The following is a 23,948-nucleotide window of genomic DNA, read 5'->3' as shown; positions in this document are numbered from 1 at the left end:
ACGTGAAAATAAATCCGGCCTATGCTGAAACAAAGACCATACGAATCGATCAGTAGCAGAAAGAGAAAAGGAATAGAATAAAAACCAAGGTCTTTTGCATCGCGCTGTTGATGCTACGGCTTTCAAAGAACACTTCGGCAATGACGCCTTCCCGAGTCACCGACGCGTTCTTTGATAACCGCAGATGGCAAGTCCAAACATATGAATCTGTTTCGTATTTTCTGAAGCGACGGAGGTGGTATGGATATCTACAGCAGCTTTGCAAGCCGGTTCGACAAGACCAGAGAAGAAGAATGTTCGCTTGAAGAGTATCTGAATCTTTGCAAGAACGATCCGGCGGTGTATGCATCTGCTGCCGAACGGATGCTGATGGCCATCGGCGAACCGGGAAAGGTCGACACCCGGGAAGACCCGCTGCTCTCGCGCATCTTTGCCAACAAGGTGATCAAGGTTTATCCCGCCTTCAAAGAGTTCTACGGGGCCGAGGAAGTCATCGAGCAAGTGGTCGCCTATTTCCGCCACGCCGCGCAAGGGCTGGAAGAAAAAAAGCAGATCCTCTACCTGCTGGGGCCGGTCGGCGGCGGCAAATCGTCCATCGCCGAACGCCTCAAACAGCTCATGGAACAGGTGCCCTTCTATTCCATCAAGGGTTCACCGGTCAATGAATCGCCGCTGGGCCTGTTCGACTACGACGAAGACGGCGCCATCCTGGAAGAACAGTACGGCATCCCGCGCCGCTATCTCAAGCCGGTCCTGAGCCCGTGGGCGGTCAAGCGCCTGCATGAATACAACGGCGACATCCGCCAGTTCCGCGTAGTCAAGCGCTACCCCTCCATCCTGCGCCAGATCGCCATCTCCAAGACCGAGCCGGGCGACGAGAACAACCAGGACATCTCCACACTGGTAGGCAAGGTCGATATCCGCAAGCTGGAGCAGTATTCGCAGGACGACGCCGACGCCTACAGCTACTCGGGCGGCCTGTGCCTGTCCAACCAGGGCCTGCTGGAATTCGTCGAAATGTTCAAGGCGCCGATCAAGGTGCTGCACCCGCTGCTGACCGCGACACAGGAAGGCAACTTCAAGGGCACCGAGGGCTTCGGCGCGATCCCCTTCGACGGCGTGATCCTGGCCCACTCCAACGAATCGGAATGGAAGGCCTTCCGCAACAACAAGAACAATGAGGCGCTGCTGGACCGCATCTTCATCGTCAAGGTGCCGTATTGCCTGCGCGTGTCCGAAGAAATCAAGATCTACGAGAAACTGATCCGCACCTCATCGCTGGCCAAGGCCACATGCGCCCCCGGCACGCTGAAGATGATGGCGCAGTTCTCCATCCTGACACGCCTGAAAGAGCCGGAAAACTCCAGCCTGTTCTCCAAGATGCAGGTGTATGACGGCGAAAACCTGAAGGACACCGACCCCAAGGCCAAGTCGTACCAGGAATACCGCGACTACGCCGGCGTCGACGAAGGCATGACCGGCATCTCGACGCGCTTCGCGTTCAAGATCCTCTCGCGCGTGTTCAATTTCGACAGCACCGAAGTGGCGGCCAACCCGGTGCACCTGATGTATGTGCTGGAACAGCAGATCGAGCGTGAGCAGTTCCCGCAGGAGGTCGAACAGAAATACCTGTCCTTCGTGAAAGACACGCTGGCCTCGCGCTACGCCGAATTCATCGGCAAGGAAATCCAGACCGCCTACCTGGAATCGTATTCGGAGTACGGCCAGAACGTGTTCGACCGCTATGTGACCTACGCCGACTTCTGGATCCAGGACCAGGAATACCGCGACCACGACACCGGCGAGAGCTTCGACCGCGCGGCGCTCAACGCCGAACTGGAAAAGATCGAGAAGCCTGCCGGCATCAGCAATCCCAAGGACTTCCGCAACGAGATCGTCAACTTCGTGCTGCGCGCACGGGTCAACAACGGCGGCAAGAACCCGCTGTGGACCAGCTACGAAAAACTGCGCGTGGTGATCGAGAAGAAGATGTTCTCCAACACCGAAGACCTGCTGCCGGTCATCTCCTTCAATGCCAAGGGCTCCACGGAAGAAATGCAAAAGCACGAAGATTTCGTCAACCGCATGGTCAGCAAGGGTTACACGCCCAAGCAGGTGCGCCTGCTGTGCGAATGGTATCTGCGCGTGCGCAAGTCGTCTTAAGCCGCGTTTGGCGCGCACCGGTTCTTCAGCGACCGGTGTGCGCCGGCAACACATTCGGGCTGTCTGCAAAGACTGCCGCGACAGCCCGCCCGCTGAGGACCAGCAGGAGAACGGACAGTGCTGCATCAGATTATCGACCGTAGGCTAGCTGGCAAAAACAAGGGCATTGCCAACCGGGAGCGCTTCCTGCGGCGTTTCCGTGGGCATATCCAACGCTCGGTGGCGGATGCGATCCGCGACCGCAGCATCACCGATCTCGAACAATCCAAAAGCATCAGCATTCCGCGCAAGGATGTCTCGGAGCCCTTCTTCCATCACGGCAAGGGCGGCCGGCGCGAGGCCGTGCATCCGGGCAACCAGGATTACCTGCAGGGCGACCGCATCCCGCGCCAAAACGGCGGCGGCGGTGAAGGCGGCAGCGCCGCCAGCAACGAGGGCGAAGGAGAAGATGACTTCACCTTCGAACTGACGCGTGAAGAATTCATGCAGTACTTCTTCGAAGACCTGGAGCTGCCGCGGCTGGTGGAAACCAACCTGATGACGCTTCCCAACTGGAAGAACATGCGTGCCGGCTATTCGGTGGATGGGTCGCCCACCAACATCGATATCGTGCGCTCGCTGCGCAGCTCGCTGGGACGGCGCATCGCGCTGGGGGCGCCGCTGCAGAGCAAGCTGGAGGAACTTGAAGAGCAGTTGAACGAACTCAACCGCAATCCGAACGAGCATCTGCCGGAAATCAAGTTGCTGGAAGAAGAGATCCACCATGTGCGCTCGCGTATCTGGCGCATTCCCTTCATCGACCCGTTCGACCTGCGCTACGTCAACCGCGTGCGCCAGCCGCAGCCGTCCAGCCGCGCCGTGATGTTCTGCGTGATGGACGTTTCGGGCTCGATGGACGAGCAGCGCAAGGATCTCTCCAAGCGCTTCTTCATCCTGCTTTACCTGTTCCTGACGCGCAATTACGAGCACATCGAGGTGGTGTTCATCCGCCACCACACGCGCGCCGACGAAGTCGACGAGGAGACCTTCTTCCATTCGCAGGAAAGCGGCGGCACCGTGGTCTCCAGCGCGCTGGAACTGATGCACGACATCATCACCAAACGCTATCCCCCCAGCGAATGGAACATCTACGGCGCCCAGGCATCCGACGGCGACAACTGGAACGACGACTCTCCCAAGTGCCGTGAGCTCCTGGAAAACGCCATCCTGCCGCTGACGCGCTACTTCGCCTACATCCAGGTGGCCGAGCCGGAACAAAACCTGTGGACCGAGTACCTGCAACTGATCGATTCGCACCCGCACTTCGCCATGAAGAAGGTGCAATCGGCTGCCGAGATCTACCCGGTGTTCCGCGAACTCTTTGAAAAACAGGTGCATGCATGAACAGCCGCTTCAAGTACGATCCGCTGCCCTGCCCGTCGGACTGGACCTTCGACCTGATCGAACGCTACAACGACGAGATCGCACGCGTGGCGGCGGGATACAAGCTGGACATCTATCCGATCCAGCTGGAGATCATCTCGGCCGAGCAGATGATGGATGCCTACGCCTCGCACGGCATGCCGGTGAACTACCGGCACTGGTCCTACGGCAAGCATTTCATGCTGACCGAGCGCGACTACAAGCGCGGCCAGATGGGCCTGGCTTATGAAATCGTGATCAACTCCGATCCCTGCATCGCCTACCTGATGGAAGAAAACACGATGACCATGCAGGCGCTGGTCATCGCGCACGCGGCCTATGGCCACAATTCCTTTTTCAAAGGCAACTACCTGTTCCAGCTGTGGACCGATGCCAGCGCCATCATCGACTACCTGGTGTACGCCCGCAACTACATCGCCGAGTGCGAGGAAAGACATGGTTTCGAGCGGGTCGAGGAACTGCTGGACTCCTGCCATGCCCTGATGAACTACGGCGTGGACCGCTACAAGCGCCCGCAACACCTGTCGCTGTCCCAGGAACGGGCGCGCCAGCGCGAGCGCGAAACCTACCTGCAGTCGCAGGTCAATGAATTGTGGCGCACACTGCCGGCGAAGAAGGAAGCGGCCACTGCGCTGGTCGAAGAACGCTTCCCGCCGGAACCGCAGGAGAACCTGCTGTACTTCGCCGAAAAGAATGCGCCGCTGCTGGAGCCCTGGGAACGCGAAGTGGTGCGCATCGTGCGCAAGGTCGGCCAGTATTTTTATCCGCAGCGCCAGACCCAGGTGATGAACGAAGGCTGGGCCACGTTCTGGCATTACACGCTGCTGAATACACTGTACGACCAGGGCCGGCTGACCGACGGCTTCATGATGGAGTTCCTGCATTCGCACAGCAACGTGGTGTTCCAGCCGCCCATCACCAAGCCCTATTACAACGGCATCAACCCGTATGCACTGGGCTTTTCGATGATGAGCGACATCCGCCGCATCTGCGAAGACCCGACCAATGAGGACCGCGAGTGGTTTCCCGACATCGCCGGCCGCGATTGGCTGGAAACCCTGCACCACGTGATGCGCAATTTCAAGGATGAGAGCTTCGTGGCGCAGTACCTGTCGCCCAAGCTGATGCGCGATATGCGCATGTTCGCGGTGCTCGACGACGAGGCCCGCAGCGAAATGGAAGTCTCGGCCATCCACAACGAGCGCGGCTACCAGTATGTGCGCCAGGCGCTCTCGCGCCAGTACGACATCAACCACCGCGAGCCCAATATCCAGGTATGGTCGGTCAACACGCGCGGCAACCGCAGCCTGACGCTGCGCCATTTCCGCAGCGACGGCCGCTCGCTGGGCGACAGCACCAACGAAGTGTTGCGCCACATGGCGCGGCTATGGCAATTCGACGTCTACTTGGAGAGCGTGGACGACAACGGCTATATCGTGCAGCGCTACGAATGCGTGGCGGAAAACCGGTATATGCTGCGCACATGACCGTGCATGCGCTTGCGCGAAACTGACTATGCCCGCCGCACCCCGCCCACCGATTTCGACCCAGACCATCCCGCTGTTTCCGCTGGCCAGCACCTTGTTTCCCGATGGCCGCCTGCCCTTGCAGATCTTCGAAGTGCGCTACCTCGACATGATCGGAAAATGCGTTGCCGAGGGCAGCAGCTTCGGCGTGGTGGCGCTGACGGAAGGTTCCGAAGTGCGCCGGCCGGGCCACATGGAGCGTTTCGTCGGCGTCGGGACGATAGCCAGCATCAACGAATGGTCCACCCCCTCGGCGGGCCTGATGCGCATTGCCTGCAGCGGCGCCGCGCGCTTTCGCATCCTGCAGGCGGAGCAGCAAAAGCATGGGCTATGGACGGCCGAAGTGGAGATGATGGAAGCCGACCATGCGGTGGCAATTCCCGAAGAACTGATGAACACATCGCAAGCGCTGGAGCATCTGCTGCAATCGGTGATGCGCCAGGGCTTGCCGGAGAGTGAGATACCGATCGCCCCACCGTTCAAGCTCAACGATTGCGGCTGGGTCGCCAACCGCTGGGCCGAGATGATGCCGGTGCCGGTCGAGATAAAGCAAGCGCTGCTGGCGCTGAACAATCCCTTGGTGCGGCTGGAACTGGTGCAGGATGCGCTGGATGAACTAGGCTGGCTGAAATAATCAGCCATCAACCCCAGGAACAGGTTCTCAAGGCGCTACGCCACTGATGCCGGCCTCCGCCAGCAAGGCCGCCGCGCCCGACCAGAAGATCTGGATACCGATGCACAACAAGATGAACGCCGACAAGCGCAATACCACCATCGTACCCAGGCGCCCCATCAGGTTCACCAGCTTTTGCGCATAGTTGTAGCACAGGAAAATCGCCAGCGCGGTCAGCGCCGCGCCGAAGGCCGCACTCCCCACCGAAATCACCCAGTCCAGCAAACGCGTGGGCGTGTTCGCGCCCAGCGTGATCGATGCCGCGATGGTGCCTGGCCCGACGGTCAATGGAAAACTCAGCGGATAGAAACTGCGGGCCTTGATTTCCTCATCCGGCAGGTCTTCGTCGTAGGTTTTGGCCACCTGGTTGGGAATGGCCGAGTCCTGGCTGTTGTTGGAGAGCAGTTTCCAGCCCGATACCGCCACCAGCAAGCCGCCGCCGACACGCACGATAGGCAGCGAAATACCGAAGAACGACAGCACGTGCGAACCGATGAAAATCGCCCCCACCAGCATGAACCAGCAATTGATCGCCACCTGGCGCGCGATCTTCTTTTCCGTCTTGCGGCTGACATTGCCCAGCAAGTTGGCGAACACCGGGGCGATGCCAAGCGGGTTCAGGATCGGCAGCAGCGTGATCGGGATCAGGATGGCCGCTTTGAGGAACAGGATCAACATGCTGGACGCAGGGAGGGTGGCAAATCGTTATCGGGATGGCGCAAATTTCTCGCCATCCACAAGCGTAGCGGAAAGCCGCCAGGATGCCAACCGCAACGGACGGCCCCCGCCCCCTGAACGGCGCTCAGGCCGTCTTCAGGCGAGCGCCGCGCACCCGCATGAGCAACAGGAATGCAATGGAAAGGTTGACCAGGTTCCAGCCTATGCCATTGGCAAACGCCGCGTGATAGGAACCGGTGAGGTCGAAGATCTTGCCCGACATCCAGCCGCCCAGCGCCATGCCGAACATGGTGCACATGATGACCGCGCCCACGCGCTGCCCGGCCTCGGCCGCCGGGAAATACTCGCGCACGATAATCGCATAGGATGGCACGATGCCGCCCTGGAACAGGCCGAACAGCGCCGAAATCACGTACAGGGAAGCCAGCCCGTCAAACGGCAGGAACAGCAGCAGCGACACGCATTGCAAGACAGAACCCAGCAGCAGCGTGCGCAAGCCGCCGATCCGGTCGCAAATCGCACCCGACACCAGCCTGCTCACCACCCCGCAGGCCAGCATCAGCGACAGCATCTGCGCGCCGCGTGCAGGACCGAAACCGAGGTCGCCGCAATAGGCGACGATATGCACCTGCGGCATCGCCATCGCCACGCAACAGGCCACGCCGGCCACGCACAACAGCAGTTGCGCCTGGCGGGTGGACAAGCCGAAGGGTCGGTTGCCGGCGCCGGCGCGCGCGGTATTGACGCCCGTCGCCAGCGACGGCGGACGCGCACGCATCAGCAAGGCCAGCAAGCACATGACAACGGCGCAGAAGATGCCCAACCCGATATAGGTTTGCCGCCAGCCCACCACGCCGACGAAATGCTGCACGATCGGCGGCCAGATGGCGCCGCCCAGATAATTGCCGCTGGCGCATACCGCGACAGCAATGCCGCGCCGCTTGAGGAACCACAAGGAGGTATCGGCCACCAGCGGCGAAAAGGTCGCCGACGTGCCGAGCAGGCCGATCAGGATACAGTGCGCCGCCATGAAGGCCCAGATATTGGGCGCCAGCGCCGCCACGATAAACCCGCCACCGAGACAGGCGCCGCCCAGCATCAGCGGTACGGTAATGCCGGCCTTGTCGGCCAGGCGTCCCATCATCATGCCGCCTACGCCCACCCCCAGCATTGTCAGCGTGTACGGCAACGAGGCCATGCCACGCTCGACGCCGAAATCGGCCTGCACCTCCGGCAGCACCACCGCCACTACATACATGCCGCTGGCGCCGACGATCATCAGGATCAGCGTGATGAAGAGCCGCATGGCGGCGTAAGGCGAATCGACCTGATGCAGGCTTGCCGCCTGGATGGATGGACTGGAATCCACTGTTTTTCTCCGTATTCTTATATTGAAGATGAGGCCGGCGCGCTTGTTGTTTTTATCGTTTCGACATCATGCCGCCCGGGTGGCGGCGTGAGCTGCACAGACTAACACGGTGGCATTTTGGCTGCAGGCGCCACATCAGACTGCGCGCAACAGCAAGCAAAGCACTGGATCGCATCTCCGCCAAGGCCATGCGGAAGAGGCCAAAAAAACAAAGGCCGCCCAACGGACGGCCTTTGTCAGAAGCTGACGGCGAAGCGTTACAGCCAATGCGAACGCACATGATACGGATGCACCTGGTCATAACCGTTGCGCTCTTTCTTCTGCGCGATCTTCTGCAGCATCAGCAGGCCCGCTTCATGGCCGTCGACCACGATGCGCTTGCCGCCGCCGCGCTGCATCTGCGTGCCGCCCCAGGTCTGGGTCAGAATCCAGTCGCCCAGCAAGTCCTGGCCGAGGTCTACCGTAAAGGTGCTGCGCGAGGCATCTGAAAAGTGCAGGCGCGTGGCCCCGGTCACGGGCAGCGGATGGGTGGCGTTGTCGGCGGAATCGATCATGGCGCAGGATGATAGCAGGACGGTATACGAATTCAATAGCGCATTCAGGTTCTTAGAGATTGGGCGCCAGCCAGCGCTCGATCTCTTCCTTGGGCACGCCGCGCCGTTGGGCCATGTCTTCCACTTGGTCTTCGCCGATCTTGCCGACCACGAAGTACTTGGACTGCGGATGTGCAAAGTAGAAGCCCGACACCGCCGCGCCCGGGAACATGGCGTACGACTCGGTGAGCTGCATGCCGATTTCCTCGCATTGCATGACGCGGAAGGCATCCACCTTGACCGTATGCTCCGGACAGGCCGGATAGCCCGGCGCCGGGCGGATGCCGAGGTATTGTTCCTTGATCAGTTCGGCGTTGGTCAGCGACTCGTCCGGCACATAGCCCCACAAATCCTTGCGCACACGTTCGTGCAGGTATTCGGCAAAGGCCTCGGCCAGGCGGTCGGCCAGGGCCTTGAGCATGATCGAGGAATAATCGTCATGGGCATCCTCAAAACGCTTCTCGTACTTCTCGATGCCCAGGCCGGCCGTCACGGCGAACATGCCGATGTAATCGGCAACGCCCGACGCCTTGGGTGCGATGAAGTCCGACAGGCACTGGTTGGGACGCGCCACGCCATCCACCACCGGCTTCTCGGTCTGCTGGCGGGTGCCGTAGTAAGTGAAGGCGACCTGGCTGCGCGAGTCGTCGGTATAGATTTCGATATCGTCGTCGTTGACGGTATTGGCCGGCAGCAGCGCCACCACGCCGTTGGCGGTCAGCCAGCGGCCATCGATCACCTTCTTGAGCAGGGCCTGGGCTTCCTCGAACACCTTGGAGGCGGCTTCGCCCACCACTTCATCCTTGAGGATGGCAGGGTAAGGCCCGGCCAGATCCCAGGTCTGGAAGAACGGGCCCCAGTCGATATAGTTGGCCAGCATCCCCAGGTCGACGTTCTTGAACACGCGGCGGCCGATGAACTTTGGCTTGACCGGCGCGAAATCCAGCTGGGTCTTGTTGGCGCGTGCGGCCGCCAGCGCCAGCATCGGCACTGCCTTCTTATTGGCGTGCTGCTCGCGGATGCGCTCGTAGTCGGTATTGATATCGGCAATGTACTGGTCCTTCTGCTCGGGCGTGAGCAGCGATTGCGCCACCGACACCGCGCGCGAAGCGTCCGGCACGTAGACCACCGGGCCTTCATAATTCGGCGCGATCTTGACTGCGGTGTGCGCACGCGAAGTGGTGGCGCCGCCGATCAGCAGCGGCATTTTCACGCCGCTGAAATACGGGTCGCGCTGCATTTCCTTGGCGACGTAGGCCATCTCTTCCAGCGAAGGCGTGATCAGGCCGGACAGGCCGATGATGTCTGCATTCTCTTCCTTGGCCTTGGCCAGGATCTGCGAGCACGGCACCATCACGCCCATGTTGACCACCTCGAAGTTGTTGCACTGGAGGACTACGGTGACGATGTTCTTGCCGATGTCGTGCACGTCGCCCTTGACGGTGGCGATCACGATCTTGCCCTTGGGCTTGGCCACCACGCCGGTTTCGATTTCCTGCAGGCGTTTCTCTTCCTCGATGAAGGGGACCAGGTGGGCCACCGCCTGCTTCATCACGCGCGCCGACTTCACCACCTGCGGCAGGAACATCTTGCCCTGGCCGAACAGGTCGCCGACCACGTTCATGCCGTCCATCAGCGGGCCTTCGATCACGTGGATAGGGCGGCCGCCTGACTTGAGCAGGTTCTGGCGCGCCTCTTCGGTGTCTTCCACGATCCACTGGGTGATGCCGTGCACCAGCGCATGCGCCAGGCGCTTTTCCACCGACTCGCCGCGCCACTCCAGCGTGGCCTCTTCCTTCTTGTCGCCAGCCTTGAGGGTGGCGGCGATCTCGATCATGCGTTCGGTCGCATCGGGGCGGCGGTTGAGCACCACATCCTCGACCGCCTCGCGCAGTTCGGCCGGCAGGTCGTCGTAGACGCCGATCATGCCGGCGTTGACGATGCCCATGGTCATGCCGGCCTTGATGGCGTGGTACAGGAACACGGTGTGGATCGCCTCGCGCGCCGGGTCGTTGCCGCGGAAACTGAAGGACACGTTGGACACGCCGCCGCTGATCTTGGCATAAGGCAGGTTGTCGTGGATCCACTGGGTGGCTTCGATGAAGTCCACCGCGTAGTTGTTGTGCTCTTCGATACCGGTAGCCACCGCGAAGATGTTGGGGTCGAAGATGATGTCTTCCGGCGGGAAGCCGACCTTGTCCACCAGCAGGCGGTAGGCGCGCTCGCAGATCTCGGTCTTGCGGGCGAAGGTGTCGGCCTGGCCGACCTCGTCGAAGGCCATCACGATCACGGCCGCGCCGTAGCGGCGGCACAGCTTGGCCTCATGCAGGAACTTCGCCTCGCCTTCCTTCATCGAGATGGAATTGACGATGGACTTGCCTTGCACGCACTTCAGGCCGGCTTCGATGACTTCCCACTTGGAGGAGTCGATCATGATGGGCACGCGCGCGATGTCGGGCTCGGAAGCGATCAGGTTGAGGAAGCGCGTCATGGCGGCGACCGAATCGAGCATCGCCTCGTCCATGTTGATGTCGATGATCTGCGCGCCGTTCTCGACCTGCTGGCGCGCCACGGCCAGCGCCTCGTCGTACTGCTCGTTGAGGATCAGGCGGGCGAAGGCCTTGGAGCCGGTGACATTGGTGCGTTCGCCGACGTTGACGAACAGCGATTCGTCATTGATGGTGAACGGCTCCAGGCCCGACAGGCGCATTTCATGCGTGGTCTCGGGAATCTTGCGCGGCGCGATCGACGCCACGGTTTCGGCAATCGCCTTGATGTGCGGCGGCGTAGTACCGCAACAGCCGCCGGCGACGTTGACGAAACCGCTTTCGGCGAACTCCTTCAACAGCGCAGACGTGACGTCCGGCGTCTCGTCGAAGCCGGTGTCGCTCATCGGGTTGGGCAGGCCGGCATTGGGGTAGATGCAAACGTAGGTGTCGGCGATCCTGGACAATTCTTCCGCGTAGGGACGCATCAGCGCCGCACCCAACGCGCAGTTCAGGCCCACCGTCAGCGGGCGCGCGTGGCGGATCGAGTTCCAGAACGCGGTCACGGTCTGGCCGGAAAGGATACGGCCGGAGGCATCGGTGACGGTGCCGGAAATCATGATCGGCAGGCGCTTGCCTGACTCTTCGAAGAAGGTGTCGATGGCGAACAGCGCGGCCTTGCAGTTGAGCGTGTCGAAAATGGTTTCGACCAGCAGCACATCGGAACCGCCCTCGACCAGCGCGCGGGTCTGCTCCAGATACGAGGCCACCAACTGGTCGAAGGTGACGTTACGCGCGGCCGGGTCGTTGACGTCCGGCGAGATCGAGGCGGTCTTGGGCGTGGGGCCGAGGGCGCCGGCCACGAAACGCGGCTTGTCGGGCGTCGAATACTTGTCGCAGGCGGCACGCGCGAGCTGGGCCGACTTCAGGTTCATCTCGTAGACGAGATGGGCCATGTGGTAATCGTCCTGGGCGACGCCGGTGGCGCCGAAGGTATTGGTTTCGATCAGGTCGGCACCGGCCGCCAGGTACTGCTCGTGGATTTCCTGGATGATGTGCGGCTGGGTCAGGGACAGCAACTCGTTGTTGCCTTTGACGAAAAGCTCCTTGTCGGGAACGCTGAAGTCGGCGAAACGCTCGCCACGGTAATCTTCCTCGGTCAGCTTGTACTGCTGGATCATGGTGCCCATGGCGCCATCGAGGATCAGGATGCGCTTGGACATCAGGTCGCGCAACAGCAATTCGGTCTGGCAGAGTTCGTTTGGCTTCATCTGGCTGGTTCTCGTCTTGGAGCGGAAATGCGCCATGTCCCGGAGCCGGGACAAAAAAAACGGCCGTCGCAGGGCCGGTTTTAGGGCGAAAAAATATGGCTAAATTATACGCCAAAGGGGCTATCCTTCCCCAGCGGCGGGCGCTTGCGCCCGGCAAGATCGCAACATTTCAAAACAACAACATCCCATGTCACAGCCTTCGAACCCGTTCTCCCGCATCGTCATCCTCGCCGCCCTTGAAAGCGAACTCGACGCCGCCGATGCCCCTCCCAACGTGGAAGTGGTCTACTGCGGCGTCGGCAAGGTCAATGCCGCCCTGCACACGGCCCAGCGCATCCTGGCCGGCAAACCCGAGCTGGTGATCAACTTCGGCACCGCCGGCAAGATCGACCCTCTGCACGATGGCCTGCTGGAAGTGGCCGCCGTAGTCCAGCGCGACATGATGGCCATGCCGCTGGCGCCGCGCGGCGTCACGCCCTTGGTGAGCGAAACCGAGCAGCCGGCGCGGCTGGAATCGGGCTATCCCGGTGTGGTGTGCGGCACCGGCGACAGCTTCGTCACCGCCACCGACGACTGGCTGCTGCAGCAGAAGATCGACCTGGTGGACATGGAGCTGTTCGCCATCGCCCGCGTGTGCCGCCACTTCGGCGTGCCCTGGCGCGCCTTCAAGTTCATCACCGACGGCGCCGACGACGATTCGGCCAGCGACTGGCAAGACAAGGTGCATCTGGGCGCGGAACTGTTCTGGCGCCACCTGCCGCTGGTGATCGGCAGGTAAGCCTTACGCCGACAAGCGCACCGTCCCCTCCGCCAGCCGGCCGGCATTGGCCGCGCGCCGGCGCGGTTCCGTCAACTTGAGGGTCAGGCACTTGGCGGCGCCGCCAGCCTTCATGAATTCGGACAACGGTGTCTCATGCACCTCGAATCCCTTGTCCTCCAGCTGTGTGCGCAATGGCGGCGAGGCCCGGTTCAGGAACACATGGCGGCCGGCATTGACGGTATTGCAGGCGAAATCCAGTGCATCCTGCTCGCCGACGACAATGCGCCGCTGCTGCGGCACCCGGCAGGAGATCGCCTTTTGCGAAGCGGCATCGAACGCGGCCGGGTAGTACATCACATGGCCGCCTTCGAGCGGACAGAAACAGGTATCCAGATGATAGAAGCGCGGATCGGCCAGTTGCAGCGATTGCACTTCGATGTCCAGCCAGCCGGCGATCAACGGCGCAGCACGCACGTCGGTGCGATGGCCGTACCCCATCCATAGCAGTTCGGACTGCCGGTCCAGCAAGGCGTCGCCGGCGCCTTCGAAGGCGATCGCATCAGGCATGCGCAGCACGCGCAAACCCTGTTCCGCGAACCATCCGGCGAAATGCGCTTCCTCCCCCTGGCGCTCGGCATGGCGAAAGCGCGACAGCACCACCTTGTCCTCCAGCACCAGGCCGCCGTTGGCGGTAAATACCATGTCCGGCAGGCCGGCGGCGGACGGCATCTCGCGTACCTCGGCCACCTGCCCCAGCCCGTCGCGCAGCGCCTGCCACTGCCGGGCGGCCAGTGCCTGGTCGCCAAGCGCGACATTGCCTTCCATCCAGGGATTGATCACATAGGACACTTCGAAGTGTCCTGGCGGGCACATCAGGAAGACCTCGTGGCGTTGCGGCTTCATGTTGATTCTCCTTGTGGTTGGACTAGCGGGATTTCATGGAAAACCTCGCCGATGGCGCGCAAGGCGGTATCGATCTGTTCGTCGTCGATCACCAGCGGCGGCGCGAAGCGCACCACGGTTTCGTGGGTTTCCTTGGACAGAATGCCGTGCGCCATCAGGCGTTCGCAAAACGCCCGCGCACCGATCACATGGGGATCGAGATCCATGCCGATCAGCAAACCCTTGCCGCGCACCTCGCGGATCGCCGGATGGCCGATGGCGCGCAAGCCCTCGCGCAAACGCCTCCCGAGCCGCTCGGCATTGGCCGCCAGGGCGCCATCCTGCAGCAGCTCCAGCGCCTTGAAGCCGACTGCCGCCGCCAGCGCGTTACCGCCGAAGGTACTGCCATGGTCGCCCGGGGAAAACACATCCATCACCTCGCTCGATGCGAGGAAAGCCGACACCGCCAACAAGCCGCCGCCCAGCGCCTTGCCCAGCACCAAGCCATCGGGCCGGACGCCTTCGTGGTCGCAAGCCAGCAGCCTGCCGGTACGCCCCAGCCCGGTCTGCACCTCATCGCAAATCATCAGGACGCGATGGCGCGTACAAATTTCGCGGCATTGCCGCAGGTAACCCTCGGGCGGCACGATGATGCCGCCTTCGCCCTGGATGGGCTCGACCAGGAAGGCGGCGGTATCGGGCGTGATGGCCGCTTCCAGTGCGGCGGCATCGCCGAACGGCACGCTGTCGAAGCCGCCGTCGAAAGGGCCGAAGCCGTCACGGTACTGCGCCTCCGACGAGAAACCGACAATGGTGGTGGTGCGGCCTGCGAAGTTGCCGCGGCACACCACGATGCGCGCACGGCCATCGGCCACGCCCTTGCGCTTGTAGGCCCATTTGCGCGCAGCCTTGATGGCCGTCTCCACCGCCTCGGCGCCGCTGTTCATGGGCAGCGCGCGTTCCATTACTGTCATCTCGCACAGGCGTTGCAGGAACAGCCCCAGCCGGTCGCTGTAGAAGGCGCGCGAAGTCACCGAGAGACGCTGCGCCTGCTGCGTCAACGCTTCCACCAGCGCGACGTTGGCATGGCCGAAGCTGACGGCCGAATAGGCCGACATCATGTCCATGTAGCGATGCCCCTGGTCGTCCCACAGCCAGACACCGTGCCCCCGGCTAAGCACTACCGGCAGCGGTGCGTAGTTGTGCGCGCAATAGCGTTGTTCCAATGCGATGTGCAGGTTACCGATGCGGGCATTCATATTGCCTCCCATGCACATTGGCGCAGCCTTTGCGGCAAGATCCGCCCGGCACCGCCAATTGATTCCATGGATACATGATAGTTTCAACAGAATGAAATTACTGTTCGTTTTTATTCCTTTAAATACTAAAATATGAACGATTCATTCTAAAAATCCATCATCATGGAAAAATTCGATCGTTTCGACCGCATTATTCTGGAAACCTTGCAGCAGAACGGCCGCGCCAGCAATGTCGAATTGTCGGACAAGGTGAACCTGTCGCCTCCGCAGTGCTACCGCCGCGTGCAGCGGCTGGAGCAGGAAGGCGTGATCCGCGGCTATGCGGCCCAGGTCGAGCCGGCCGCGCTGGGGCTGGGCGTGATCGCCTTCGTCAGCCTCTCGCTGGCGCGCGAACAATTCAAGCAGGTGCGCAGTGTGGAAAAAGCGATCCGGCAATTCCCGGAAATCCTGGAGTGCTACACCATTTCAGGCGACTTCGATTACCTGCTCAAGGTGGCCGCGGTCGACCTCAAAAGCCTGTCCTCCTTCCTTACCGACCGCCTGATGCAGGTGCCGGGCGTGGCCGGCGTGCGCTCGATGGTGTGTATGGAGGAGATCAAACCGGCCAGCCCGCTGCCGATCCCCGACTGAGGCAAAGCCCCTCCTTCCTGAAACCCGTCCTTCCTGATTTGTGCGTTTTCAGCACAGGTCTTGTCGTGTGCAGCTACTGTGCGGCACGCGAGCGCCTGACTATGCTGCGTCCTGTCGTCAATCAACCAGGAGCAGAACATGTCGCATCCCACCATCCGCAGCATCGCCGGCGCACTCGTCCCGGTGTCGCTTGAGGCCGCCAGCACCGCCCTGCTGGTCATCGATTTCCAGAACGAATACTTCACCGGCATGATGCCGATCCCCGATGGCCGTGCTGCGCTGGCCAACGCCAAGCGGCTGGTTGCCATGGCCGACCGCCACCGCATGCCGGTGTTCCATGTGCAGCATGTAACGCCGGCCGGCACGCCGATCTTCGCTGAAGACGGCGCCACCGTCGCTATCCACGCCGACATCCAGCCGGCAGCGCATCACCACCTGGTCAAGAAAGCCAATGTCAGCGTCTTCCAGGGCACCGATATCGACGCACAACTCAAGGCTGCCGGCATCAAGACCTTGCTGATCACCGGCCTGATGACCCATGCCTGCGTGGCAGGTGCGGCCCGCGATGCGGCGCCGGCCGGATTCGAAGTAATCGTAGCCGCCGATGCCTGCGCCACGCGCGACATCGCGTCGCCGGACGGCAGCGTCATTGCACACGACGCGCTGCACCGCGCATCGCTGGTCGGCATCGCCGATACCTTCGGCAGCGTGCTCAACACCAACGACATCCTCGACATGGACGTGGCCTGACCCGAACAGGACGTTGTCTTTCTTCTTGTTTTATCCACCCAACTGAAGGAGTACACCAACATGAAACGTATCGTTACCGCAACCCTGCTGATCGCCGGCCTCGCTGCCGCTTCCGCCACCGTGGCCGCCGACGCCAGGAAAGCCGAAGCCAAGGCGCAACCGCTGGTCTCGTTCCCCGCATCCGAACTGCAATGGCGCGAACTGCCTGGGACCGGCGGCATCAAGGTTGCCGACGTACGCGGCAGCATCACCGGCAAGGGTCCTTACGACGCCTTCGTGATCTTCCCGGCCGGCAAGGACAATCCTTACCACCTGCATACGCAGAACCTGCCGACGGTGGTCCTGAAGGGCACCTTCTACGCCGTGATCGATGGCAAGCGTATCCAATACCCGGCTGGTTCCTTCTATAACCTGCCGGCGCGCATGCCGCATTACAGCGGCTGTGAAAAGGGCGACGATTGCGTGCTGTTCCAATATCAGGCGGATCATTTCGACCTGGTGCCGGTCGAAAAGAAGTAAACGCATTCCCCAAAATAAAAACCCGCTGCAACGACGTTTGCAGCGGGTTTTTATTTGTGCCGGATAAGCGATATTCAGAACGCCCAGCAGTTCCGGGCATAGTAGTCGCCGACGAAGTCGACGAAGGCGCGCACCTTGGGCGACATGTGGCGGTTTTGCGGATAGAGCGCATACAGGTCGCGTGAGTGCAACTGGTAGTCGGGCAAAAGCTGCACCAGGTCGCCACGCCGCAGGTCTTCACATACGACGAAGGTAGCCGAGGCGGTAATTCCCATGCCGGCGCGTACCGCATCGCATACCACCATGCCGGTATTGGACTGCAAATTACCGTTGACGGCCACATTGGACAGCGCACCGTCCGGACCGGAAAAAGTCAGTTCGGTAGTCTGCAGCGCCAGCGAATACGCCATGTAGTTATGGGCCGCCAGGTCAGCGGGAGTGCGCGGCGCGCCGTACCGTTTCACGTAGGCAGGCGCGGCGACCAATACCATGTCGCTGGCGCACAGGCGTTTGGCGACCAGCGTGGAATCCGGGAGCGTACGCGTGATGCGCAACCCGACGTCGAACTCTTCGGCAATCAGGTCCACGAAACGGTCATTGCACACGAAGTCGACCTTGAGGTCGGGATAGCTGCGCATGAATTCCGGCAGCCACTTGCCGGCTTCCATGATGCCGAACACCATCGGCGCATTGATGCGCAGCAGGCCTGAAGGGTGGCTCTGGTGGTGGTGCACCATTTGCGCCGCATCCTCGATCTGGTCCAGGATCTGTACGCAGCGCTGATAGTAGGCCTGCCCCACTTCCGTCAGGGCGAAGCGGCGCGTGGTGCGGTTCAGCAATTGCGCGCCCAGCGCCTGCTCCAGCTGGCTCACCTGGCGCGACACTACGCTGTGCGACATGTCCAGCACCAGCGCCGCTGCCGAGAATCCCCCGGCGTCGACTACGTGACGGAATGTACGCATTGCCGTCAATTGATCCATGATTTCCCCCTTTTGGAAAAGCACTCCCTACCCTGCGTCCCGCTCTTGCGTCGGGTATTGCCTCAACCTGAAGCTGCGGCATTCAGGCGAAGCGTCCGCCCTCCAGCGCGAAGCCCTTGAGGAATTCCGATGCCGGCAGGCGTTTGCCGCCCGGCTTTTGCAACTCGGTCAGCAGCAGCGCACCGTCGCCGCAAGCCACCACGATGCCGGCCTGGGCATCGGCCGACAGCACCTGGCCCGGCTCGCCCCGCAGCGCGACGCTTACCGGCTGCGCCTGCCAAAGCTTGATGACGGTGTCGCCGAAGCGCCCACTGGCTCCGGGGAAGGGATTGAAAGCGCGGATCTTGCGCGCCAGCTCGGCAGCCGGTTGCGAGAAGTCGAGCGCGGCCTCTTCCTTGGCGATCTTGGCGGCGTAATTGGCGCCCTGCTCCGGTTGCGGCGTGGCGGGCAATTGGCCTTGTTCCAGCCAGGCCAACGCTTCAACAATCATCTTGCCGCCCAACGCAGCCAGCTTGTCGTGCAGGCTGCCGGTGGTGTCGTCGTCGGTGATCGGCAAGCTTTCAATCAGCAGCATGGGGCCGGTGTCGAGCCCTTCTTCCATCTGCATGATGGTGATACCGGTCTCGGCGTCGCCCGCTTCGATGGCGCGGTGGATGGGGGCGGCGCCGCGCCAGCGCGGCAAGAGCGATCCGTGGATGTTGATGCAGCCCAGGCGCGGGATGTCGAGCACGCTGCGCGGCAGGATCAGGCCGTAGGCAGCCACCACCATGACGTCGTGCGGCGTCGCATGCAGCAGCTCATGCGCTTCTTTGGCGACGTCGGGATACTTGCCGTCCAGCCGCAGCGAGACCGGCTGCGCTACCGGGGTACCGTGCTTCTGCGCACACTGCTTGACCGGCGAGGCCTGCAATTGCATGCCGCGGCCGGCGGGGCGGTCGGGCTGGGTCAGCACCAGCGTGATGTCGTGGCCTGCAGCGTACAGCGCTTCGAGTGCGACGGCGGCGAATTCCGGCGTGCCGGCGAAAATGATCTTCATGGGGACTCCAGATGCTGCCGCCGGCAATCACCGGCGGCAGCAGAAATTACAGGTTGCGTTTCTTGTGCGGGGCGCGCGCGAATGCCATATCGTACAGCCAGTTGGGCGCCATCCTGAGCAGCTTGGCCACTACGCCCATCTGCCACGGGATGACACGGTAACTGGCGCCGTCGGCAATCGTGCGCAACGCGCGTGCGGCGAATTTTTCTGCCGTCAGCAGGAAGGGCATGCGGTAGTGGTTGACCTGGGTCATCGGCGTGTCGATATAGCCCGGCGCGATGGTCACCACCTTGATGCCGCTGCTGCGCAACTCCACGCGCAGCGATTCGCAGTAACTGATGACCGCGGCCTTGGATGCGCTATAGGCCTCGGCGCCCGGCAGGCCACGGATGCCGGCCACGCTGCCGATGCCGACCAGCCGGCAGCGGCGGCGCTCATCCTCGGGCAGCGCCTTCATGCGCGCGACGAAAGGCGTGAAAGTTGCAAACGTGGCGGTGACGTTGACCGCCATGATGCGCGCGAAGGCGGCCAGGTCTTCGCGGTACTCGGTCAGCGTGCCTTGCGAGATGCCGGCATTGGCGATCACCACGTCGGCGCCGCCGAACTCGGCCATGAAGGCATCAGCCGCCGCTTGCAGCGCTGCGTGGTCGGTAACGTCGAGTACATAAATGCGATGGCGTTGCGGATCAGGCAGGCTGGCGCGCAAGGCCTCCAGTTCGGCCGCGCGCCGCGCCACCAGCCCCAGCGTCGCCCCCTGCTGCGCATAGGCGCGCGCCAGCGCCATGCCGATGCCGCTGGAGGCGCCGGTCAGGAAAACGCGCTGCGCTTTCGTCGTGCCGTGGGAATCTGCCATGTCGGCTCCTGTCTGTTCTGATGAATACGAATGGACAGCTGGAAATGAAAACGGCCCGCGGCCTTGCGGACGCGGGCCGTTTCCGGATCGGCTGCGCTTACTTCTTCTTCGCTGCGCCGGCCGCCTTCTCGGCTGCGGCCTTGGCCACCAGGTGGTCCATCACCTGCAACGCGGCTGCCTGCTGCATCGACTCCGGCTGGTTGGCCAGCGCCACGCCGACCACGGCCGGCGAGGTGACGTAACGGCCGTCGATCGCGATCATCGGTACGCCGTCGACCTTGTAGGCTTCCTGCAGCTGTGCTGCGCGGCGGGCCTTGGTCTGCACGCCGAAGGAGTTGTACAGGTCGAGGAATTTCTGCTTGTCCAGGCCGATCTTCTCGATATAAGCCAGGATGGTCTTGTCGGTGTTGATGCGCTGCCCTTCAACGTGGATAGCCTGGAAAATCTTCGGCGTCAGTTCTTCCGCACGGCCCATCGCTTCCAGTGCGTAGTACAGCTTCTGCTGCGGCACGAAGCTGTCGCGGAAAGCCACCGGCACCTTCTTGAAGTTGATCTTGTCGCCTTGCTTCTTGACCCAGGCCGTCAGCGACGGATCCCAAGCGGCGCAATGCGGGCAGTCGAACCAGAAGAACTCCGTGACCTCAACCTTGTTGCCCGAATCGGTAGGCTGGGCTTGGTCCAGCACGCGGTAGTCGGCGCCCACTTGCGGGTTGGCCGGCGAAGCGCCCGCATTCACGCTGGCCGACAGGGCCAGCACGCCAAAGCTGACTGCCGCCAGCAGCTGTTGATAGAAACGCATGAAATTACCCTTCTCTGATGGATATTCGAAAAGGGCCGATGACACGGCCCCCGAATCCGACTAGCCCGCCAGCTATCCCCAGTTGCCGGGACGAATCGGATTCTTGTTTGAGGGACTACCTGGGAATGCGGACGATCGCCGCATCAACCCCGTTATCGGACAATTTGCTGCGCGTCCGGTTCATCGATTCTGCTTGCTCGAAGGGGCCGATACGCACGCGGTACAGCACCCCGCTGTCGGCGGTGCGCTCGGTGACCTTGGCTTCGAAGCCGAGCAGGGCCAGCTTGGCGCGGGCGCTTTCCGCATCAGCCTGGTCGCGGAAGGCGCCGGTCTGCAGGAAGTAGGTCCATTTGTCGTCGACGGCATCGTTCTTGGCTGGCGCCTGGGCAGCAGGCTTGGCGTCCGCAGTCTTCGTTTCAGCCGGCTTGGCCGGCGCGGCCGGCGGCGGCGGGACAACCGGCTGGGCTGCGGCCGTGTTGGGGGGCACCGGCGTCTGCGATTGCGGCTGGTCGCGGTTGGCGTCGCGGTTGCCGTACAGCGGACGGTTGGGGTCGGCGGCCTGGGCCGGGGTCGGATCGGCGCGTTCCGGCCGGACGACCTTGTTGACGAAGGGAATCGGCGACTTGGTGATCATCAGCGCCACACCGACGGCAATGCCCAGCCCGACGATCAAACCCAGGATCAGGCCCAGCAGCGTGCCGCCGGCCTGTTTGTGATGTTTCGCGTTCAACTGTTTCACGTTTCTCTTGATTAGCGGCTTGGTTAGCAATTTACATTCTGGCCGGCGCCGATACGCCCAAGAGCGCCAGGCCATTGCGCAGCACCTGGCGGGTAGCGGCCATCAGCGCCAGGCGTGCAAGCCTGGTTGGGACATCGTCGACCAGCACGCGTTCCGCATTGTAGTAGCTATGCAGTTCGCCTGCCAGATCGCGCAGGTAGAAGGCCACCTGGTGCGGACCCAGCTCCTGCAGCGCATGCGCCAGCATCTCCGGGTATTCGGCCAGCTTGGCCAGCAGTGCAGCCTCGCGCGGCGCGGTCAGCGGCGACAGGTCGGCCACGTTCTTGAGTTCGTCTTCGTTGCCGCCCCATTTGCCCAGCACGGTGCAAATGCGCGCGTGGGCGTACTGCACGTAATAGACCGGGTTTTCGTCTGACTGCGCCAGCGCCAGGTCGACGTCGAACACGAATTCTGTGTCGGCCTTGCGCGAGATCAGGAAAAAGCGCACCGCATCGCGGCCGCGGGTCAGGTCTCGTTCTGCGCCTTCAGCCGCTTCGCCGGTCGACCATTCGATCAGGTCGCGCAGCGTGACGTAGGAGCCGGCGCGCTTGGAGATCTTTACCTCTTCGCCATTGCGCATGACGGTGACCATCTTGTGCAGCACGTAGTCGGGGTAACCCTGCGGGATGCCTACGCCGGCGGCCTGCAGGCCGGCGCGCACGCGCGCGATAGTGCCGTGGTGGTCGCTGCCCTGGATATTGATGACCTTGCCGTAGCCACGCTGCCATTTGTTGATGTGATAGGCGACATCCGGCACGAAGTAGGTATAGGTGCCGTCGGTCTTCTTCATGACGCGATCCTTGTCGTCGCCATAGTCGGTGGTGCGCAGCCACAGTGCGCCGTCCTGCTCGTAGGTCTTGCCGGCCTTGACCAGCGCCTCGACCGCAGCAGCCACCTTGCCGTCGGCATACAGCGAGGACTCAAGGTAGTAATTGTCGAACTTCACGCCGAAGGCCTGCAGGTCGAGATCCTGCTCGTGGCGCAGGTAGGCCACGGCGAAACGGCGGATCGACTCGATGTCCCCGACATCGCCGCTGGCGGTGACCGGTTCGCCGTCGCTGGCGGAGACAGTTTTCTTGTCGAGGAAATCGCGTGCGATGTCGGCAATGTAGTCGCCGTTGTAGGCCGACTCGGGCCACTCGGCGTCGCCCGGCTTGAAGCCGCGTGCACGCGCTTGCACCGACGTGGCCAGCGTAGCGATCTGCACGCCGGCGTCGTTGTAGTAGAACTCGCGCAGCACGTCGTAGCCCTGCACTTCCAGCAGCGACGACAGCGCATCGCCGAGCGCGCCCTGGCGGCCGTGGCCGACGTGCAGCGGACCGGTCGGATTGGCGGAGACGAACTCGACCAGCACCTTCTTGCCTTCGCCGGCACGGCTCTTGCCGAAGTCGGCGCCCTGTTCGTGGATCGCCTTCACCACCGCCTGCTTGGCGGCAGCCGCCACGCGCAGGTTGATGAAACCGGGACCGGCGATCTCCGCCGATTCGATCAGGCCATCGCGCGCCGGGTCGGCCAGCACGGCAGCCACGATGGCTTGCGCCAGTTCGCGCGGGTTCTTCTTGAGCGGCTTGGCCAGTTGCATGGCGATGTTGCAGGCGATGTCGCCATGCGACGGGTCGCGCGGGCGCTCCAGCGTGATGCTGGGTTGCAGGTCGGTGCCGGCGACGAGCGGCTTCAACGCGGACGAAAACAGGTCGGAGATGCTTTGTTTCTGTTGTGCGAGCATGGGAATGGCAAAAAGACTGAAGCGGATCAGCGACGGAATCACACACGCCACGATAAGTCAGTATTTACTTATTGATTGAGCAGCCGAGATTATACCGGCTTGCCGATCCGCTTTGCGCCCGGGGACGCTGCCATTCCAGCTTTTTGCAGCCTTGCTCAGCCCGGCACCGGGCCCGTCCGGACGTGTCCAGCCAGTGAACGGCGATAAAGATGCACGATTCGCAACAATCGGCCGGCGAAGATACCTGCAAAGGCGCCATACAACGCGGCCAGCGGCAGGGCAAACCAGACGTTGGACGCCAGTTGCGGATGCAAGGCCAGCATGATCGCGGCGCTGTATTTGACGGTAAAAATCCCCAGCGTCAGCAACAATGGCATCCAACTGCCGCGCTGGGCGATCCGGTGGCGCGCGGCATCGACGCGGATGGCGGCAGCAGCACGGCTATGGAAACTGAAAAAGCCGGTGGCCAGCATGGCGACGGCACCCAGCGCGGCATTGACCGGATGGGCGCTGAAACTGAGCAGCAAGCCCGACAACGACAAGCCAAGCATCACCACCGGCATCGCCAGCGCCTTGACCAGCGGGATTTCCCGGTCGCGGCTGGCCTGCCAGCCACGGTACAGCAGGAAGGCCAGCAAGGGCCAGACCCATAAGGGAGTGTGCGTAACGATGCCGGTGATCATGAGATGCTCCTGTGCAATGGATGAGTGACGGGAGCAAGCTTAGTGGCCGGTGCGGCGCCGGCACAGCGCCTTGCGACGAAATGCATGGCGCCGGCGGGCAAGCGCGCTGGCG

Annotated in this window: 21 protein-coding genes; 8 read left to right on the top strand and 13 right to left on the bottom strand. The window is 62.4% G+C overall.

Annotation, left to right across the window (positions count from 1 at the left end):
- Positions 1-240 precede the first annotated feature (240 nt).
- From AKL28_RS08830 to AKL28_RS08815, 4 genes are all read left to right on the top strand, one after another.
- On the top strand, positions 241-2,163 hold the full coding sequence (locus AKL28_RS08830) for a PrkA family serine protein kinase (protein WP_050467753.1): 1,923 nt from the start codon (positions 241-243) through the stop codon (positions 2,161-2,163).
- 117 nt (positions 2,164-2,280) lie between these two features.
- Positions 2,281-3,546, top strand: a complete 1,266-nt coding sequence (locus AKL28_RS08825; RefSeq protein WP_050467752.1) for a YeaH/YhbH family protein — start codon at positions 2,281-2,283, stop codon at positions 3,544-3,546.
- Positions 3,543-5,072, top strand: a complete 1,530-nt coding sequence (locus tag AKL28_RS08820; protein ID WP_050467751.1) for a SpoVR family protein — start codon at positions 3,543-3,545, stop codon at positions 5,070-5,072. Before AKL28_RS08825 ends, AKL28_RS08820 begins: the two co-directional genes overlap by 4 nt.
- Before the next feature lie 28 nt (positions 5,073-5,100).
- The gene (locus tag AKL28_RS08815; protein ID WP_050467750.1) at positions 5,101-5,745 is read left to right on the top strand and encodes an LON peptidase substrate-binding domain-containing protein; all 645 of its coding nucleotides are present in this window, start codon (positions 5,101-5,103) and stop codon (positions 5,743-5,745) included.
- A 27-nt stretch (positions 5,746-5,772) separates the two neighbouring features.
- On the opposite strand, the gene AKL28_RS08810 is transcribed toward AKL28_RS08815, so the two are convergent.
- The 4 genes from AKL28_RS08810 to metH form a co-directional block, all read right to left on the bottom strand.
- Positions 5,773-6,462 carry a MarC family protein gene (locus tag AKL28_RS08810; protein WP_050467749.1) on the bottom strand — a complete coding sequence of 230 codons (690 nt, stop codon included), beginning with the start codon at positions 6,460-6,462 and terminating at the stop codon, positions 5,773-5,775.
- A 124-nt stretch (positions 6,463-6,586) separates the two neighbouring features.
- Positions 6,587-7,768, bottom strand: coding sequence for an MFS transporter (locus AKL28_RS08805; protein WP_082221427.1), 1,182 nt, complete (start codon positions 7,766-7,768; stop codon positions 6,587-6,589).
- Between the two features lie 320 nt (positions 7,769-8,088).
- Positions 8,089-8,385, bottom strand: coding sequence for a WGR domain-containing protein (locus AKL28_RS08800; protein ID WP_050467747.1), 297 nt, complete (start codon positions 8,383-8,385; stop codon positions 8,089-8,091).
- 52 nt (positions 8,386-8,437) lie between these two features.
- Entirely contained in the window at positions 8,438-12,181 is a 3,744-nt protein-coding gene (gene metH, locus AKL28_RS08795; RefSeq protein WP_050467817.1) for a methionine synthase, read from the bottom strand.
- 187 nt (positions 12,182-12,368) lie between these two features.
- Between metH and AKL28_RS08790 the strand changes: the two genes are divergently transcribed.
- Positions 12,369-12,959 (top strand): phosphorylase family protein, encoded by a 591-nt coding sequence (locus AKL28_RS08790; RefSeq protein WP_050467746.1) that lies wholly within the window; start codon positions 12,369-12,371, stop codon positions 12,957-12,959.
- 3 nt (positions 12,960-12,962) lie between these two features.
- Here the strand turns inward: AKL28_RS08790 and AKL28_RS08785 are convergent, their stop codons facing one another.
- The gene (locus AKL28_RS08785; protein ID WP_050467745.1) at positions 12,963-13,844 is read right to left on the bottom strand and encodes a dimethylarginine dimethylaminohydrolase family protein; all 882 of its coding nucleotides are present in this window, start codon (positions 13,842-13,844) and stop codon (positions 12,963-12,965) included.
- Positions 13,841-15,082 (bottom strand): ornithine--oxo-acid transaminase, encoded by a 1,242-nt coding sequence (gene rocD, locus AKL28_RS08780; protein WP_050467744.1) that lies wholly within the window; start codon positions 15,080-15,082, stop codon positions 13,841-13,843. The genes AKL28_RS08785 and rocD overlap by 4 nt, the downstream gene beginning before the upstream one ends.
- A gap of 162 nt (positions 15,083-15,244) precedes the next feature.
- Between rocD and AKL28_RS08775 the strand changes: the two genes are divergently transcribed.
- From AKL28_RS08775 to AKL28_RS08765, 3 genes are all read left to right on the top strand, one after another.
- On the top strand, positions 15,245-15,712 hold the full coding sequence (locus tag AKL28_RS08775) for an Lrp/AsnC family transcriptional regulator (protein WP_050467743.1): 468 nt from the start codon (positions 15,245-15,247) through the stop codon (positions 15,710-15,712).
- A 138-nt stretch (positions 15,713-15,850) separates the two neighbouring features.
- Complete coding sequence (locus AKL28_RS08770) at positions 15,851-16,462, top strand: isochorismatase family protein (protein WP_050467742.1); 612 nt, start codon at positions 15,851-15,853, stop codon at positions 16,460-16,462.
- 60 nt (positions 16,463-16,522) lie between these two features.
- On the top strand, positions 16,523-16,981 hold the full coding sequence (locus AKL28_RS08765) for a cupin domain-containing protein (RefSeq protein ID WP_050467741.1): 459 nt from the start codon (positions 16,523-16,525) through the stop codon (positions 16,979-16,981).
- A 74-nt stretch (positions 16,982-17,055) separates the two neighbouring features.
- Here AKL28_RS08765 and AKL28_RS08760 read toward each other — a convergent pair whose 3' ends face one another.
- The 7 genes from AKL28_RS08760 to AKL28_RS08730 form a co-directional block, all read right to left on the bottom strand.
- Complete coding sequence (locus tag AKL28_RS08760; RefSeq protein ID WP_050467816.1) at positions 17,056-17,961, bottom strand: LysR family transcriptional regulator; 906 nt, start codon at positions 17,959-17,961, stop codon at positions 17,056-17,058.
- Positions 17,962-18,043: 82 nt separating this feature from the next.
- Positions 18,044-18,997 (bottom strand): methionyl-tRNA formyltransferase, encoded by a 954-nt coding sequence (fmt, locus tag AKL28_RS08755; protein ID WP_050467740.1) that lies wholly within the window; start codon positions 18,995-18,997, stop codon positions 18,044-18,046.
- 46 nt (positions 18,998-19,043) lie between these two features.
- Positions 19,044-19,850 (bottom strand): SDR family oxidoreductase, encoded by an 807-nt coding sequence (locus AKL28_RS08750; RefSeq protein WP_050467739.1) that lies wholly within the window; start codon positions 19,848-19,850, stop codon positions 19,044-19,046.
- Positions 19,851-19,947: 97 nt separating this feature from the next.
- On the bottom strand, positions 19,948-20,649 hold the full coding sequence (locus tag AKL28_RS08745; RefSeq protein WP_050467738.1) for a thiol:disulfide interchange protein DsbA/DsbL: 702 nt from the start codon (positions 20,647-20,649) through the stop codon (positions 19,948-19,950).
- A 115-nt stretch (positions 20,650-20,764) separates the two neighbouring features.
- A complete protein-coding gene (locus tag AKL28_RS08740; RefSeq protein ID WP_050467737.1) occupies positions 20,765-21,388 on the bottom strand; it encodes an SPOR domain-containing protein in 624 nt (207 codons plus the stop codon).
- A gap of 31 nt (positions 21,389-21,419) precedes the next feature.
- Positions 21,420-23,153: an arginine--tRNA ligase gene (argS, locus tag AKL28_RS08735; protein WP_050467815.1), complete on the bottom strand. Its 1,734-nt coding sequence runs from the start codon at positions 23,151-23,153 to the stop codon at positions 21,420-21,422.
- Between the two features lie 155 nt (positions 23,154-23,308).
- Positions 23,309-23,854, bottom strand: coding sequence for a DUF6622 family protein (locus AKL28_RS08730; RefSeq protein ID WP_414735694.1), 546 nt, complete (start codon positions 23,852-23,854; stop codon positions 23,309-23,311).
- Positions 23,855-23,948 lie beyond the last annotated feature (94 nt).

Origin of the sequence: Herbaspirillum chlorophenolicum (assembly GCF_001189955.1) — a bacterium.
GTDB lineage: Bacteria > Pseudomonadota > Gammaproteobacteria > Burkholderiales > Burkholderiaceae_D > Herbaspirillum > Herbaspirillum chlorophenolicum.
This window is presented reverse-complemented; position numbering and strand designations above follow the sequence as displayed.

Bases quoted from the DNA above. Each gene is read 5' to 3' on its own strand.
- AKL28_RS08830 (WP_050467753.1), top strand. From the start codon at position 241: ATGGATATCTACAGCAGCTTTGCAAGCCGGTTCGACAAGACCAGAGAA.
- AKL28_RS08820 (WP_050467751.1), top strand. From the start codon at position 3,543: ATGAACAGCCGCTTCAAGTACGATCCGCTGCCCTGCCCGTCGGACTGG.
- AKL28_RS08815 (WP_050467750.1), top strand. From the start codon at position 5,101: ATGCCCGCCGCACCCCGCCCACCGATTTCGACCCAGACCATCCCGCTG.
- AKL28_RS08810 (WP_050467749.1), bottom strand. From the start codon at position 6,462: ATGTTGATCCTGTTCCTCAAAGCGGCCATCCTGATCCCGATCACGCTG.
- AKL28_RS08805 (WP_082221427.1), bottom strand. From the start codon at position 7,768: ATGCGGCTCTTCATCACGCTGATCCTGATGATCGTCGGCGCCAGCGGC.
- AKL28_RS08800 (WP_050467747.1), bottom strand. From the start codon at position 8,385: ATGATCGATTCCGCCGACAACGCCACCCATCCGCTGCCCGTGACCGGG.
- metH (WP_050467817.1), bottom strand. From the start codon at position 12,181: ATGAAGCCAAACGAACTCTGCCAGACCGAATTGCTGTTGCGCGACCTG.
- AKL28_RS08790 (WP_050467746.1), top strand. From the start codon at position 12,369: ATGTCACAGCCTTCGAACCCGTTCTCCCGCATCGTCATCCTCGCCGCC.
- AKL28_RS08785 (WP_050467745.1), bottom strand. From the start codon at position 13,844: ATGAAGCCGCAACGCCACGAGGTCTTCCTGATGTGCCCGCCAGGACAC.
- rocD (WP_050467744.1), bottom strand. From the start codon at position 15,082: ATGAATGCCCGCATCGGTAACCTGCACATCGCATTGGAACAACGCTAT.
- AKL28_RS08775 (WP_050467743.1), top strand. From the start codon at position 15,245: ATGGAAAAATTCGATCGTTTCGACCGCATTATTCTGGAAACCTTGCAG.
- AKL28_RS08770 (WP_050467742.1), top strand. From the start codon at position 15,851: ATGTCGCATCCCACCATCCGCAGCATCGCCGGCGCACTCGTCCCGGTG.
- AKL28_RS08765 (WP_050467741.1), top strand. From the start codon at position 16,523: ATGAAACGTATCGTTACCGCAACCCTGCTGATCGCCGGCCTCGCTGCC.
- AKL28_RS08760 (WP_050467816.1), bottom strand. From the start codon at position 17,961: ATGGATCAATTGACGGCAATGCGTACATTCCGTCACGTAGTCGACGCC.
- fmt (WP_050467740.1), bottom strand. From the start codon at position 18,997: ATGAAGATCATTTTCGCCGGCACGCCGGAATTCGCCGCCGTCGCACTC.
- AKL28_RS08750 (WP_050467739.1), bottom strand. From the start codon at position 19,850: ATGGCAGATTCCCACGGCACGACGAAAGCGCAGCGCGTTTTCCTGACC.
- AKL28_RS08745 (WP_050467738.1), bottom strand. From the start codon at position 20,649: ATGCGTTTCTATCAACAGCTGCTGGCGGCAGTCAGCTTTGGCGTGCTG.
- argS (WP_050467815.1), bottom strand. From the start codon at position 23,153: ATGCTCGCACAACAGAAACAAAGCATCTCCGACCTGTTTTCGTCCGCG.